Origin of the sequence: Candidatus Chlorohelix allophototropha (genome assembly GCF_030389965.1) — a bacterium.
GTDB classification, from domain to species: domain Bacteria; phylum Chloroflexota; class Chloroflexia; order Chloroheliales; family Chloroheliaceae; genus Chlorohelix; species Chlorohelix allophototropha.
The window spans coordinates 1,310,056-1,324,467 of the sequence record NZ_CP128400.1 but is presented as its reverse complement, the minus strand read 5'-3'; the positions used below and the strand labels follow the sequence as shown (position 1 = coordinate 1,324,467).

Genomic DNA, 14,412 nt, shown 5'->3' with positions numbered 1-14,412 from the left:
TGCTAAAGTTCAGTCAAATATTATCTGAGCCAAATGCCGGAGGAAGCATATTCAATGAAACCCAATCGAACTAATTACAAAATTTACAAATCCCGATTATTTCGAGTATCTGTACTCCTCGTAGTTACAGTAATACTGGTAGAATCTGCGCTTATGGCTTCAAGCTACAGTCCGATAGCAGATGGAGCTTTAATTGCGGCTGAGCCGACCGTTGCTAACGCTTCGTGGAATGGTGTTTTGCCAACGCTTCCAAACAGCAAAGAAGAAGCTCAAAAAGTTGAAAAGCAATACTCCTCGCCCTTTAATTTTAACAGGGTTATGCAACTGGACAAGGCTTACCTTAATAGCACTAATCCTAAAGCACTAGCTGCAGGTGGAAGCGCTTTAAATCAGTCTGCGCCTATAACTACGCCATTAGCGCCTACCCCTACACCGGGCTACCATGTTATGGCAGTTTGCACGGGCATACCTAATACTAATGATAATTATGAACCTGATAATACAGCCGCAACTGCAAAAACCATTCAGGTGGCAACCGCACAAAACCATTCACTAGATCCGGCTACAGATGAAGATTGGGTTACTTTTACTGCCCAAGCCGGACGAAATTATACAATCACGGCTGAATCACCATCTACTGAAACATTTCCAGCAATCTTTTTGTTGGATAGTAGCGCCAATGTTAATACTCCACTAGCTGCTGACAACGGAAGTGGAACTACCAGTGCTTCCTACATTTCTAGTATAAATTTCACTGCTACTACTACAGGTACTTATTATGTTAGGGTCATTCTAGGACAATTAGGATCAAACAGTAGTACAGCATCATGTGGAACATACACACTAAGTCTAACATTAAACGGCATAGGCACTACTGTACCCGCTACCAGCACCCCCGGCGCTACTCCAACCCTAGGTACTTGCCAAGATAGATTTGAGTCGGATAATAGCCCAAGTCAAGCTAGTTTGCTTAAGCCCAGCCAAAGCACTATTGTACCGTTCAACCCAACTCCCGGTTTGCCTACTATAGACACTACTAATGATGGAACTCAATTCCATTATTCATGCCCTGCAGGGGATGTAGATTGGGAGTATTTTGATTTGGTTAAGGGTAAAACATACAGTGTTTTCACCAGCAAACTCCAAGGCGGAATTGACACCTTTATGGTGTTGTACCAGCTTAACGCCGATGGTAGCCTCAAACCTATCTACTCCAGCGATGATTATCCCGGAGCAGGGCTAGCCTCTCGCATAGACTGGGTAGTACCTTTCACCACCGGCACACCACTTGGTGAATATGTTCGGTATTATCTAGCAGTTAAAGACGTTGCCGGACACGGCACCGACTTAATGAGCTATAATCTCACATTAGCAGCCTTTGGCAATGGAATTGGAACCTGCTTTGATGCCTATGAATCGGATAATACGCCAAACAATGCTAAAGAAATTTTGATAAACGAAACTCAGACCCATACATTCTGCCCTGATGGAGATACTGATTGGGTTAGGTTTTATGCTAAAGCAGGACGAGTTTACTCAGTCGGTACCAGTTTCAGCGGGCTACCTGCTGCTGGAATCGATACTTCACTATTCGTATGGGCTATTAGCTTTGATACGACTGATCCTTCCCAAATTGCAAGCCAAGTTTTGATCGGTCAAAATGATGACAGAAGTGACGGCGATTTATCCTCACAGGTTAACTTCGGTGTACCGAGTGATGGGATATATTACGCAGAGGTGAGAAATACAGGCGATAGGGGACGAAATGGGATGTCTTACCAGTTAACCTTCTCTACTGGGACAGGTGTTCCTACAACCGCCCCCACAACAACCGCAGCTACTACCACTGCTGCCGCTACAGCGGCAGGAGTCTCAGTAAATTCACTAAGCCTAAGTTTTGGTGATCCGGGTTTCATGCAAGTTTGGGATTATACCGATCTAGCGGTACTATCCGGACGCGCCGCCCGTACATGGATGTGGGGATCACCGGGTTTGGCTAAAACAGAATCCTATGCTGAGGCACCCGGCGGTTCACGACAGGTACAATACTTTGACAAAAGCCGGATGGAAATCAATAACCCTAAGAGTAGCCGCGACTCACAATGGTTTGTAAGTAACGGCTTGCTGGTCAGGGAAATGATTCTTGGTAAAATAGCAACCGGTAACTCAGCATTCCTGCAAACTGTACCAAATACAATACCGATAGCCGGGGACTTGAGTAGCGCTAATCCATCACCTAGCTACCAAAGTTTTTCAAACCTGATTACGGTTGATGGAAACGGTATGGCAACCGATCGCTCCGGGCAAACAGTTACTAATGGCTTAACAAGCGACGGGAACACTTTTGAACTGAGTACAGCACCTGTACAAGTTAAGTTGTCCAAATATGTAACCGAAACCGGACACAATATTCCTGATGTTTTCTGGAACTATCTCACTTCTACCGGAACAGTATTTAACGGAAACAGTTACATAAAAGCCCAATTAATGGATTGGGTATATGTAATGGGCTTACCGTTAAGTGAACCTTACTGGATAAAAGCCGTGGTTGGTGGTCAGGAAAAGGATGTCATGGTTCAGGTCTTTGAAAGACGAATCCTAACATTTACACCGAGTAATAGTGCGGAATGGCAGGTGGAAATGGGGAACGTAGGGCAACATTATTTCCAATGGCGCTACGGAAGACCTTAACAATTATTTGAGCAATCAACCCCTCTCATTCGAATGAGAGGGGTTTTTCTTTTAGAACAGCGAACCGCTACTATCAAATTCAATTTCGGCAAGCTCTGTGATAACTTCAATCCCATCCAGAGATTGCAGTTGTTTCAAAACAGCCTCACTAACCTGTAATACATCCAGCGTCAAGGTGTCTCGGATACGCATCATTTTGATTTCAGAGGGATTCATCGGAGGTAACAGATACTTGATGGCAGTCTGTATCGCTTCCCTGTCTGATTCCAATGTAACCGGTATCGCCCCATGTTGCGGACCATTGCCGGTAAGCACATTAGTATAAGTGGCATGGTAATCTACTTTGTTCACCAACCGACGTACCGTCAAATCCGACAAACCAACACCAACGGCGTTTCCATGTGACTCCTCCGTCATATCCAACGCAATAATCACCTGAATGTCAGGTTCAGGAAAAGCATTAAGACCGGGCAATCGTACTCTGCCCACTACATTTGAGTCCATTCCCGAGCCGCTTATATTTTTGCCGATTTGATCTACAACCAGAATATCGAACTGCTTGAGAGGAAGTTTCGGCATATAATGTTTAGCTTCTTTTAAAAGCTCAATCTCGGTGCGTAAGAAATTTTCTGGTTCTACTCCTATAATCCGGGTGGCATTATGGTAACCATCTTCGATTGAAGCAAATCCTGCCAGCACAGATGCACGATCGAGTATCGCCTGCCCGACCTCTGGAATATTATCGCGTAAGCCCTCCGCACCCATTGCATGAATAGCCATAGCCTGTCGCTGCTTGCCAGTTCCAATTGCCAACATTTTCATTAATCCGCTCTCCACTTCACCGCGAAAATTGGTATGTGCTTTGATGCGGTTCGCAATTATTATTCCATCGGCTTGGATGGCATTTTTATCCAGAAATACTGGTACTCCCCTAGCGGTAGTACCCAATTCGATTACATCCATACTACTGCGAATAGAACAACCGATATAGCTCTCGGTTATCCCCAAAGTGCCAAGCATCTCGACTTGTCCTTCGGCAGTAGCCCCCCCATGACTACCCATTGCAGGAAAAACGAACGGGTTAGCGCCAGTTCTTTTAACTTCCTCAACCAGAGTTTTAATTATCAGATTTATGGAAGCTACCCCACGACTCCCCGCCCCGATAGCAATAGTTTGTCCAGCTTGAATCTTATGCAACAAACCGATTCTAGCAAACTCACGCTGTACCGCTACAACCACACCAGCATCGCCTAAAGGGGCATGGTACAAACTTTGACGGATAGTAGCCATACGCGGCAATCTCAAGTCGAAAGCGCTCATATCTTTATCCTTTGGCAAATTATTAAATGTTTTTGGGAGTAATATTTACATCTTATTTGGAACAAAAGATAAAGTCAATTCGAATATTTTGACAAAACAGATCGATAACCTTAAAATCCTGTAAAGTAAGCTGCTTATAAAATAATTCTGTAACTTAACAGGGAAATATGATAGCTTTATGACTAGAAATCACCCGATTACTACAGATAATCATCAACTTATTGAACCTCAAAAAGCATATTTTAATCGTGAAATCAGCTTGCTGGAGTTTAATTACCGCGTACTCGAAGAAGCTATGGATGAAACACATCCATTGTTGGAGCGTGTAAAATTCCTAAGCATTTTCTACAGTAATATTGATGAATTCTACATGATTCGGGTTTCTGGGTTGAAAGCACAGGTGGAAGAGGGAGTTACAGAATCCAGTGAGGATGGGCTAACTCCGCGTGAACAATTGTTGCTACTACGCGACCGGGTACAGGTGCTTTATAAACTAGCGATAAGATATTTCAAGGAAACCCTACTACCCTTACTGGCTAAAGCCGGAATCCACATTTATAATTATTCAGAACTAAATGATGAACAAAAAACCACTCTAAAAGGTTATTTCGATAGCACCGTCTATCCGGTTCTTACCCCGTTGGCAGTAGACCCGGCACATCCCTTCCCACATATTTCCAATCTGAGCCTGAGTCTCGCAGTTGTAATAAAATCCCCCGATGGCGATAATAAATTCGCCCGCGTAAAGATTCCGCAGGTTTTGCCCCGACTTGTTCCGGTAGATGTACCTTACGATCGCAACCAGCCTGAACTAATACGAGGACGCAAACGCGGTTATGTTTGGCTTGAACAATTAGTGGCGGCTAATCTGGATACTTTATTCACCGGCTTGCAAGTAGTGAATAGCTACGCTTTCCGAGTAGTACGCGATGCCGATATTGAAATACGCCAAGACGAAGCGGGCGATCTTTTGCAAACTGTGGAAGAAAGCCTAGCGAGAAGGCGCTTTGGTAGCGTTACTCAACTTCTAGTAGATGCACACACTCCGGATTCAATCAAAAGCATTCTCAGCTCGAACCTCGAAATTGAGTCGGACTATGTTTATCCAACCGAAGGACCGCTTGGTTTAGCCGATCTCATGAGTCTTTATGAGCTTGAAATACCGGGGTTAAAAGACCCCCCTTTTCGCCCTCGCGTACCGAGTAGTTTGCGTAGCGGCACGGATATATTTGCCAGTATCAGAGCGCACGATATACTACTACACCACCCCTATGACAGCTTTACACCCGTAATTGATTTCCTCAATGCTGCGGCAAACGACCCGGATGTGCTGGCTATCAAACAAACTATTTACCGGGTCGGTTCTAATTCTCCTATTGTAGAAGCGCTGGCAGAGGCAAGCTTAAACGGTAAACAGGTATCGGTGTTGGTGGAACTCAAAGCCCGCTTCGATGAAGAAAATAATATAGAGTGGGCACGAGCACTTGAAAAAGCAGGGGTACATGTAGTCTATGGCGATATCGAACTAAAAACTCACTGCAAAATTTTGCTGGTAGTACGTAAGGAACCGGATGGTATTAGGCGCTACGTACACTTAAGCACCGGAAATTACAATTACAAAACCGCACGAGTATATACCGATATCGGTTTGTTCACTTGTCAACCGGATTTAGGCGCGGACGCTTCTGCGCTTTTCAACTCGCTGACTGGCTATAGCCTTAATACGGCTTACCGCAAACTTTTGGTTTCGCCCGGCGGAATCCGACAAGGTTTGCTGGAACGTATAAACCGCGAAATTGAACATGTTAAAGCGGGCAGAGGGGGGCAATTGATCTTCAAAGTGAATGCCCTAACTGATTTCAAGTTGATAGACGCTCTCTATGAAGCCAGCCAAGCCGGTGTTAGCATTGACCTGATTATCAGAAATAGTTGCTGTATCATACCCGGTGTAAAGGGCTTAAGTGAAAATATCAGAGTTATAAGTATTGTGGGACGTTTCCTTGAACACCACCGGGTTTTCTATTTTCGCAATGGTGATGAAAGCGCGGAGGAAGTTTGGCTTGGGAGCGCCGATATGATGCAACGTAATCTGGATAGGCGGGTGGAAACCACCTTCCCAGTAGAGGACTTAATACTCAAAGATTGGTTGATCAAAGAGGTATTGGCTTCGTACCTCAAAGATAACCAAAAAGCCCGTTTATTATTGCCTGATGGTGCTTACAATCATATTAGACCAAAAAGCGGAGAACCTGCCTTCAACGCTCAGCTTTGGTTCTTGCGCCGTAGCCAAGAACATGACAGCCATTCAATTCTAGAAGAAAATCAAATTACTAGAATCGAAGACTAAGAAGCACATGCGGTGTTCTAACAATAGGCGTGCTACGGTTTTTTGACACATCGCATCATTGAACTTGAGGGTGCGAATCTCTCCGCACCCTTGCCCCATTATTTTATTTTTGACTCCAATGTTTCAAGTCGTTCGCGCAAATCCTTGTTCTCGCTTTGTAGCTTATCCAAATCTTCACGCAACTTCTTGACCTCGTCATCTTTTGCTGTGCCAGAGCGAATTGACGCAATTGCCTCACGGCTGATTCTGATCTCGCGCCCTTCCACCGCAGTATCTACGATTCGTTGCAGGTTGGGGATATGTCGGTTATCGCCTAGCGTTTGCGCCGCTAGAATTGCTTGTAAGCGGGTGCGCCAGCTTGAGTCTTGCAATAATTCAGTTAACCGCTCAACCACCTTTTCCTTTTCATCGTCCTTAAGGATTTTGCCGATTTTACCCAAAGCAGCCGTAGCCGCTTGCCGATTTTGGTCAGGTTTCCCGTAGGCAGTCCACTCTAGCGCAATTGGCAATGCCCGCGAATCTTTCAATTCAACCAGCCCATTAATCGCACCGTTTCGCACCATCTGGTTAAACGAGTCGCGGGATAAAGCCGCTACTAGCGTATTAAAGGCAGCGGGTTGTTTTGTCTTACCAAGCGCCACAGCCGCAGAGCCTTCTACAATATCGGTGATGTCGCCCGCCAGCACTTTGGTAAGTGCCTGCACCGCCGCTTCAGTGCGAAATTCGCCCAACCCTCCGGTAATTGCACGCCGCACTTTGGCATGCTTCTCAGTTGCCAACGCCGTCAGCAGCGCATTTTCCGCAGCAGGAGTTTTAGCCACGCCAAGAGCTTTAGCACATTCGGCGCGAACCGCCCAGAAGGTATCGTTTGCCAGAACCCTTGATAGAGCATTTACCGCTTCAAGCGTCCCTAGTTTGCCCAATTCCTGTGCAGCTATGATACGCCCAAACGAATTGGTGTCCTTCTCAAGTTGGGCTATTAGTTGCTCAGCAGAACGTTTCCAATCCACCGTCTTAAGAATCCAATTATCCGGGTCGAAACTGGCAAAAAGTGGTTTTTCGGCTAAGCGGAAATAGAAGGTCTGCTCTTTTTCTTCAAGCTCAACCTTAAATATTTCACGCTTACCACTTTCACTTATAAAAGCGATTTCTACCGGTAAGGTAAACAGCGATGTTTCAGCGTTAATCTCCTGCGTTTGCGCCACGCTGAATTTTGCAGTTTGGCTCTTATCGTCATAGCTATAGCTAAGTTTGAACTCAGGATAGCCAGACTTATAGACCCATTGCTCGAAGAAGCCTTGCAGATTAAAGCCGGTTGCCTCTTCAATCGCGCGTTCCAAATCGGAGGTAATCACGTTTTGGGTCTTGTGCTTGTTCACATAGTAAGTGATAGTCTTCCACCACAAATCATCGCCCAGAAGATAGCGAATCATGTGCAAAACCAACGAACCCTTCTCATAGAGATGGCGATCGAACAGGTCTATCGGCATATTAAAGGTATAGGCAACAATCGGACGACGATAATGCCCGGTATCTTCGGAGAAATAAATTTGGGAGTTCTGGTACATTTCATAGATAAAGTCATCACGCCCTAGGTCTTGCTCAGCCCATAGCGCTTCAAAGTAAGTAGCGAATCCCTCATTCAACCAACCATGACTCCAATCACGACATGTCAGCCAATCCCCAAACCACTGATGCGCCAGTTCGTGTGCCAACAAAGGGTCGCTGGAATAATCCTGATGGGCACGTTCATCATGCAAAGTAGTTTCGGTCAGAGTAGTAGCGGTGGTATTCTCCATACCCCCGAAAATGAAATCGCTGACACAAACACTGGCATATTTCTCATAAGGGTAGCGGTGACCGATCTTCTCGGAAAAGAATTGTATCATTTGCGGAGTTTTGGTCAGAGAAACTCGCGCTTTTTCTTCTTGCCCCGGCAAAACATAATAGGGTACCGGAATATCCTCCCAGTTATCCTGAATTTCTACAAACTCTGCTGCTGCCAGCGTTATCAGATAAGAGCTATGAGGGATCGCCTGTTTCCAGTGGTAGGTTCTAGTTCCAGCAGAGGGGTGATGTTTAGTTTCAAGTAAGGCGCCATTTGACAGAGCAAACATATTCTCCGGCACCGTAATTCGCATTTCGGTAACAGCTTTCTGATTTGGCGCATCGTAGCATGGAAACCAGTAGTGGTTATCGGTATCTTGCCCCTGCGACCACACTTGTAGCTTTTTATCGGGATAAGCTTCACTAGGCTCTACAAAATAAAGCCCACAGCGAGGATTAGCCACATACTCAATTACAATCGTTAATTCTTCGTTCGATTTACAAGGTTTGCCAAGGTCAATTTTAAGTTTTGCATCTTCGTGCCTGAAAAGCAAAGCCTTATTCTCGCCCTCAATCCACACTTTATTGACTACAGTATGTTCAGAATCGAAAGTTATTGAATCCAGCCCATCATTAATCGGCGTAAGGGTAGTGCGTACCACACCCGCCACACTTTTGCTCTCAAAATGCACTGTAACATCTAGGAATAAATGTTGCAGGGCATACTCTCGGTTAGGCGCATAATGTGGTTTATCGCCCGGTAATGGGAATGGTCTTGCTCCTCCTGCTCGCGCTTCCCTCTGTTCGTAGAGGGCTAACATGCGGCTGCAAGTATGGGAAGGCAACAACTCATGGTAATTTGCCAATCTGTTTTCCTCTTTCTAAAGAAACAAATTTAAATTTATTACTCAAAATATTTTACTATAGGTATTCTATGACAGACGATCAGTTTTTTCAAAGGAAAAAGTTGATGTTATAATCCAATAGAAAGTTCCTGAGCTATTTTCTTAAATATATTTTTTGGAGCTAAGCCATAAATGACAACGTTACCAACGCTGGTTGACGAAGTTGCTTTACGACTTTGGATGCAAGCCAATGTGCCGGGTAAGGATGCCCCGATTATAATTCAACGCATTGGAGAGGGTCATTCAAACCTTACCTTTCTGGTCAAGCGCGGCACTGAAGAATTTGTTTTACGTCGCCCACCGCTTCCACCCTATCTACCTACCGCCCACGATGTCATCCGCGAATGGCGCGTTATCAACGGGCTTAAAAATAGCCGGGTTCCGGTTCCAGAGCCGGTGGCAGCCTGTGAAGATAACAATGTAATCGGTGCGCCTTTTTATGTGATGAAACGGGTCGAGGGATATGTCATTCGTGATAAACTGCCACCCGAATTCGATAATGACAAATCCCGCCTTGAGATCTCGCAGGAATTAGTACGTGCTGTAGCGGAACTCCACTCGGTGGATTATCATAAAGTTGGACTGACTAATTTGGGCAAACCGGAAGGCTATATCGCCCGCCAGTTGAAACGTTGGAACGGGCAACTCGAAGGCGCTTATACCCGTGATCTGCCCGATTTAATCTGGGTAAGCGAATGGCTCAAGGAGCATCTTCCCGACTCTCCTCCTTCGACACTGGTTCACGGTGACTACCGCTTGGATAATGTCATAATCGGCAAGGGACAACCTGCCCGCGTAATCGCAATCCTAGACTGGGAACTCGCTACACTGGGCGATCCTTTGGCAGATTTAGGTTATCTACTCTCGTTCTGGAGCAATCCCGGAGATCCGCCGATTCCCTTCAACCTCGAAATGGGTCAAATATCGGTACAGCCCGGTTTTATGAACCGTCATCAAGCGGTTGAATATTACGCAGAACTGACCGGCACAAAAGTTGGAAACCTGAATTTCTATGTAGCGCTAGCTATCTGGAAATTGGCTATCGTGCTGGAAGGAAGCTACAAACGCCACAAGTTAGGTATCACCGACGATCCGTTCTTTGAAACCCTAGGTGAAGGCGTACCCGCACTGGCAAAACGCGCGCGGGGTGTATGTGAAGGAGCGCCAATCTAATTTAATCCAGAAAACACAGAAAGGAATAGCAAACATGAAACCATTACTACGAGTACACGCACTGTTGATTTCTTTGTTACTGGATGATTCCGACTCCGATTCTGACTCTGGCGATTCGGATTCCGGTTCTGGCGATAGCGATTCCGCTTCCAGCGAAGGTAGCGACACCTCTTCGGATGCCTCGTATTCGGCGGATAGTAGTTCGGACACAAGCGATAGCGGAGGCGGCGGAGATACTGTGTCCCAGGCAGCACAACCACAAAAACGGTTAAACCCGGAAGATTTAAATCCGGGTGACTTTGGCGATATTCCGCCAAACTTCCCAAACCCGCCCGGACAATAAACTAAGAAAGTATGACCGCTAAAGCAGACGACAAAACTTTCTTGCCCGCTTATCGCGCGCCCAGAGTATGGTGGCGCGTGACGCTTTTCTGGATATGGTACACCATTGCAACGGTAATTTACCCGCGATTTTCAAGCCTAGTTTTCTTGCGTCGCTTTGCCGATAAGCCGATTCAGGTGGAAGGATTAGAAAATCTGCCCACTTCCGGCTCTTTTGTATTGGCGGCTAACCACTATCGGGGCGCAATTACGCTTGATGTAATAGCTGCAATACTTGCGGCAGTACAACAGATTCGCCCAGAAGTCTTGGAAGAATTTACCCTAGTGGTAGGGCAGCGCGCTTCCAAACGCAAGAAAAAACCACCAATACCCGCCCGCCTTACAAAAAAGCTGATAAACTATTCTTACCGGCGCTGGAGCAAAAATGTACTGCGAGTCGCATTGGGTAACGAGCGTGCTTCCATCAAAGCTCTGCGAGAATGGAAAATGCGCGTCAAACAGCATCCGGCGCTGGTCTTCCCGGAAGGGAAAGCGCGGTTGGTATTCGGCAATATCCGCCCCGGCGCGGGTAGATGGCTGAATTCTCTAGGGCTGCCGATAATTCCGGTAGGGGTTTGGTGGTATAACGGCGGTTGGCATGTACGAATAGGCAAACCGCTCATTTGGTCGGCGCGCCCTGAGCTATACGAAGTGCAACTTGGCTTGAACATTGCAGCCCTATTGCCGCAAGAGTTAGCAGGGCGTTGGTTGGATAACTTAAAAATATGGCAGGAGGTTCACCGGGAACCAACAGAACAACATGAACTGGAAAAATCGTGTTAAGCAATTAAAAAATGAAATATTCGCCTTATATCTAGCTTACCGTGACTCTCGAACGCCTTGGTATGCCCGCCTAACTGCCGCGCTAGTGGTCGGCTACGCCATCAGCCCTCTCGACTTGATTCCAGACTTTATTCCTGTAATCGGCTATCTGGATGACCTAATTCTATTGCCGCTGGGCATCATTCTGGCACGTGCGCTAGTTCCTCACAACATAATGAGCGAATGTCGCGAAAAAGCTGCCGTTCAAAGTTGGTATTTAAAACCAGCACGCTGGGCTGTAACAGCCGTTAAACTGTTGGGGTTGGCGCTGGCGCTTTATCTCGGCAGAGCAATTATATTGGCGTTTCTACCTCGTAATCTTCGCGCCGATCAATTAGTGCGCTACGCCTCAAGCGGCTTCATCTATATAACCTTTCTGTTTGCAATTACCTACGTATTGGCTAATAATCCCGAATTGCGTCTCAGAATGGGAGTAAAAATGGTTAAACAAGGCTGGCAGTGGCTAACCCCTCTGATATTTTTGCTGTTTGGTTTAATCGCTGTAAGCGTAAGATTGGTATACGGTACTGGCTCAACCACTTTTGAAAATAGCAACCTGATTCTAACAACCATAATATTATTCGGTAGTGTTATCGGGGCACCACTGGTCGAAGAAATAATCTATCGAGGGTTGCTATTCGCGCTCTTGCTAAAATGGGGGGCTTATTTAGCGCCAAACCCGCGTTGGCATTCCTCCTATATTGCCATTGGTGTCACTGCGCTTATATTTGCACTGGCACATGTCGGAACAAGTCCATTTTTTATGGCAGTATTACTTTCCGGTGGTATAATCTATGGCTGGGTGCGCTGGAAAAGCGACTCTCTATTGCCGGGAATCGTCGGGCATATCGCCTGGAACGGTGCACTGGCAATCGGGCAAATACTCACATCATAAAATTTTAAACAAAGGAAATCATGAGCGAGACTTCTCAAAACACCGGGTCGAATCCTTTTATGAGCCGAGCTAACGCCACCGAAATATTGCTGATAAGACATGCCGATGCCTTGCCCGACCCTGCCGAAGTTGTTGCCGGCGGCAGTTACGATGACCAACCTTTAAGCGCAAAAGGACGCGCCCAAGCCGAAGCGCTGGCGCAACGGTGGGGAGGTATCAAGCTAAAGGCAATTTATAGCAGCCCTTTGCGGCGCACCATCGAAACCGCTACCCCGCTCGCCAATTTACAGGCGCTTGACATCATCCCTATTGATGGTGTGCGTGAGATTAATATAGGTTCGCAATTCACGCTCGAAGGAAATTTATCTCCGGCTGAAACTGCCGCCGCATTGCGAGAACGGCTTGACCGCATTATCCAGCTTGCGGCAATACATGGCAGTTGGGATGCTGTTAATACGGAAGAAGGCTCCGCCACTTTCCGTAAGCGGGTTGTAGAAGCAATGGATAGCCTTGCCTTAAAGCACACCGGAGACCGAATAGCTGTCTTTTCGCATGGTGGCGCAATAAACATTTATATTTCGGAAGTGTTAGGGGTTAATCGCGATTTCTTCTTCCCTTGCGGAAACACTTCGGTAACCTTTTTGCGTATATTTAAGGGTCAAGACGGAAAGCCACAACGCCTGTTGGTTTCGCTCAATGAACTAAGCCATCTGCGCGATGTTGGATTATTAAAAGAAGATTGACAGTACCAATAACCCCAAGGGTGGCTGCCAAATTGACACAAGTTATTCACCAACTTAAAGCCTGCCTTCCGATTGGAGCGGTTTGACTTAGATGGGGCTGGACATTAGAATAGAGAAAGTCTTTTACTGCACGGTTAAAACCACAATTGGAATGACAACAAAGTTAGAGGTCTAAAACAAAATGACCGATATCGCGAGTTTGAAAAAAACCCCACTTCACACGCTACACCAACAAATCGGAGCACGTTTAATTGAATTTGGGGGTTGGCACATGCCCGTTCAGTACAGCGGCATAATCGACGAACATAAGGCAGTTCGTACCGCCGTGGGTCTCTTTGACCTGTGCCACATGGGTGAATTTGAAATTAGCGGCGCAACCGCGCTGGATTTTCTGCAATACCTTTGCACCAATGATATATCCAAGTTAGAAGTTGGACAGGCGCAATACAACCTTATGTGCTACCCCGACGGTGGTATTGTGGACGACCTGATTGTTTACCGACTTCCTAACAAATATTACGTAGTCGTAAACGCTGCCAACATTGCTAAAGACCACAAATGGATGCTTGAATGTTCCCTAATTCGAGGCAGCGACGTTATAATACAGAATGTTTCCGAACGAACCGCCCTGATCTCGATCCAGGGACCGCTCTCACTCGAAATCCTCGCTCCTCTAACCGATGTAGCAGTGGGTGACTTGAAATATTACAGCATTGCCAGCGGCAAAGTTGGCGAGTTATCCGCGCTGGTAGCCCGCACCGGCTATACCGGTGAGGACGGCTACGAAATCTTTGTGAAGGCAGCGGATGCCGAAACCCTCTGGAATTTACTTTCAGAAGCCGGCAAAGATAAAGGCATAAAACCAATCGGTTTGGGCGCACGCGATACCTTGCGCCTTGAAGCTAAAATGGCATTGTACGGCAACGATATTGATGCCAGAGTTAACCCACTGGAAGCCGGATTGGAACGCTTTGTAAATCTGGATAAGGGTAATTTTTCCGGACGTGCTACCTTAGTTGCCAAACAAAAAGAAGGTATCAAGCGAAAGCTAGTTGGGTTTGAAATGAAAGGTCGCGAAATCGGGCGACACGGCTACAAAATAACCAAAGACGGCAAGGAAATCGGATTTGTTACCAGCGGTGCGCCTTCGCCATCATTGGGCAAAAATATCGGGTTGGCGCTTGTTTCGGTAGAATTTGCCGAAGTAGGTACAACGTTTCAGGTAGTGGTACGCGACCAGCCAGCGGAGGCGGTCGTGGTTAAAACGCCTTTCTATAAGAAAGCAAAAAAGTAAGGAGAGGTTAATCC

Annotated in this window: 10 protein-coding genes and 1 pseudogene; 9 read left to right on the top strand and 2 right to left on the bottom strand. The window is 46.3% G+C overall.

Annotated features, from left to right (window positions below; translation table 11 throughout):
* Positions 1-54: 54 nt before the first annotated feature.
* The gene (locus OZ401_RS18295; protein ID WP_341469961.1) at positions 55-2,691 is read left to right on the top strand and encodes a PPC domain-containing protein; all 2,637 of its coding nucleotides are present in this window, start codon (positions 55-57) and stop codon (positions 2,689-2,691) included.
* Positions 2,692-2,742: 51 nt separating this feature from the next.
* Here the strand turns inward: OZ401_RS18295 and OZ401_RS18290 are convergent, their stop codons facing one another.
* A complete protein-coding gene (locus tag OZ401_RS18290; RefSeq protein WP_341469960.1) occupies positions 2,743-4,011 on the bottom strand; it encodes a nickel pincer cofactor-dependent isomerase, group 22 in 1,269 nt (422 codons plus the stop codon).
* 178 nt (positions 4,012-4,189) lie between these two features.
* Between OZ401_RS18290 and ppk1 the strand changes: the two genes are divergently transcribed.
* Positions 4,190-6,358, top strand: coding sequence for a polyphosphate kinase 1 (gene ppk1 / locus OZ401_RS18285; protein ID WP_341469959.1), 2,169 nt, complete (start codon positions 4,190-4,192; stop codon positions 6,356-6,358).
* Between the two features lie 98 nt (positions 6,359-6,456).
* Here the strand turns inward: ppk1 and OZ401_RS18280 are convergent, their stop codons facing one another.
* Positions 6,457-9,051 (bottom strand): DUF3458 domain-containing protein, encoded by a 2,595-nt coding sequence (locus OZ401_RS18280; RefSeq protein ID WP_341469958.1) that lies wholly within the window; start codon positions 9,049-9,051, stop codon positions 6,457-6,459.
* A gap of 171 nt (positions 9,052-9,222) precedes the next feature.
* On the opposite strand from OZ401_RS18280, the gene OZ401_RS18275 reads away from it, so the two are divergent.
* From OZ401_RS18275 to gcvT, 7 genes and pseudogenes are all read left to right on the top strand, one after another.
* On the top strand, positions 9,223-10,263 hold the full coding sequence (locus tag OZ401_RS18275) for a phosphotransferase family protein (RefSeq protein ID WP_341469957.1): 1,041 nt from the start codon (positions 9,223-9,225) through the stop codon (positions 10,261-10,263).
* 34 nt (positions 10,264-10,297) lie between these two features.
* Complete coding sequence (locus OZ401_RS18270; protein WP_341469956.1) at positions 10,298-10,606, top strand: hypothetical protein; 309 nt, start codon at positions 10,298-10,300, stop codon at positions 10,604-10,606.
* Between the two features lie 11 nt (positions 10,607-10,617).
* Positions 10,618-11,427 carry a 1-acyl-sn-glycerol-3-phosphate acyltransferase gene (locus OZ401_RS18265; RefSeq protein ID WP_341469955.1) on the top strand — a complete coding sequence of 270 codons (810 nt, stop codon included), beginning with the start codon at positions 10,618-10,620 and terminating at the stop codon, positions 11,425-11,427.
* A 22-nt stretch (positions 11,428-11,449) separates the two neighbouring features.
* A pseudogene (locus OZ401_RS18260) lies at positions 11,450-11,612 on the top strand (YkvA family protein); the annotation flags it as partial.
* 29 nt (positions 11,613-11,641) lie between these two features.
* Positions 11,642-12,361 carry a CPBP family intramembrane glutamic endopeptidase gene (locus OZ401_RS18255; protein ID WP_341471836.1) on the top strand — a complete coding sequence of 240 codons (720 nt, stop codon included), beginning with the start codon at positions 11,642-11,644 and terminating at the stop codon, positions 12,359-12,361.
* Between the two features lie 20 nt (positions 12,362-12,381).
* Complete coding sequence (locus tag OZ401_RS18250; protein ID WP_341469954.1) at positions 12,382-13,104, top strand: histidine phosphatase family protein; 723 nt, start codon at positions 12,382-12,384, stop codon at positions 13,102-13,104.
* A gap of 181 nt (positions 13,105-13,285) precedes the next feature.
* Positions 13,286-14,398: a glycine cleavage system aminomethyltransferase GcvT gene (gene gcvT / locus OZ401_RS18245; protein WP_341469953.1), complete on the top strand. Its 1,113-nt coding sequence runs from the start codon at positions 13,286-13,288 to the stop codon at positions 14,396-14,398.
* The last annotated feature ends 14 nt before the right edge of the window (positions 14,399-14,412 follow it).